The organism is Virgibacillus salexigens (genome assembly GCF_014905415.1).
Taxonomy (GTDB): Bacteria; Bacillota; Bacilli; order Bacillales; family Amphibacillaceae; genus Virgibacillus; species Virgibacillus salexigens.
The window spans coordinates 1-358 of sequence record NZ_BNEO01000057.1; the positions used below are offsets into that span (position 1 = coordinate 1).

Annotated in this window: 1 pseudogene; it reads right to left on the reverse strand. The window is 36.0% G+C overall.

Features of this window, described 5'->3' with window-relative positions:
- Positions 1 to 358, reverse strand: a pseudogene (locus JKP73_RS22205) (alpha-mannosidase); the annotation flags it as partial.

The window sequence follows — 358 nt, forward strand, 5'->3', positions numbered from 1 at the left end:
TTCACTGATTTCAGCTGGGACTTCTTGACCTTCACGATTGATTACTTTATAAGTTGACTTAGGCTGTGTCTTAAGTTCATCATAAAGTTTTTCAGGAATTCCTTCTTTAAATAATTTACGCTCAAGAACTACTTCAACTTCAGCCTCACCTGTTTTAGAATGTCCAGCTGTATTAAAAACTACAAAAGGATGTTGGCCTTCAAAGTCAATCACTTTAGCGAGTTCAAACAATGCATCATCAGCAAGATATTTTCCTACTTCATTCGCTTTTTCAAAACGTGTCATCATTTCACGATGAACTTCGTCAACAGAGCAACCACAGATACTATCATGTGGATGATTTTGCATCAAAGTTTTC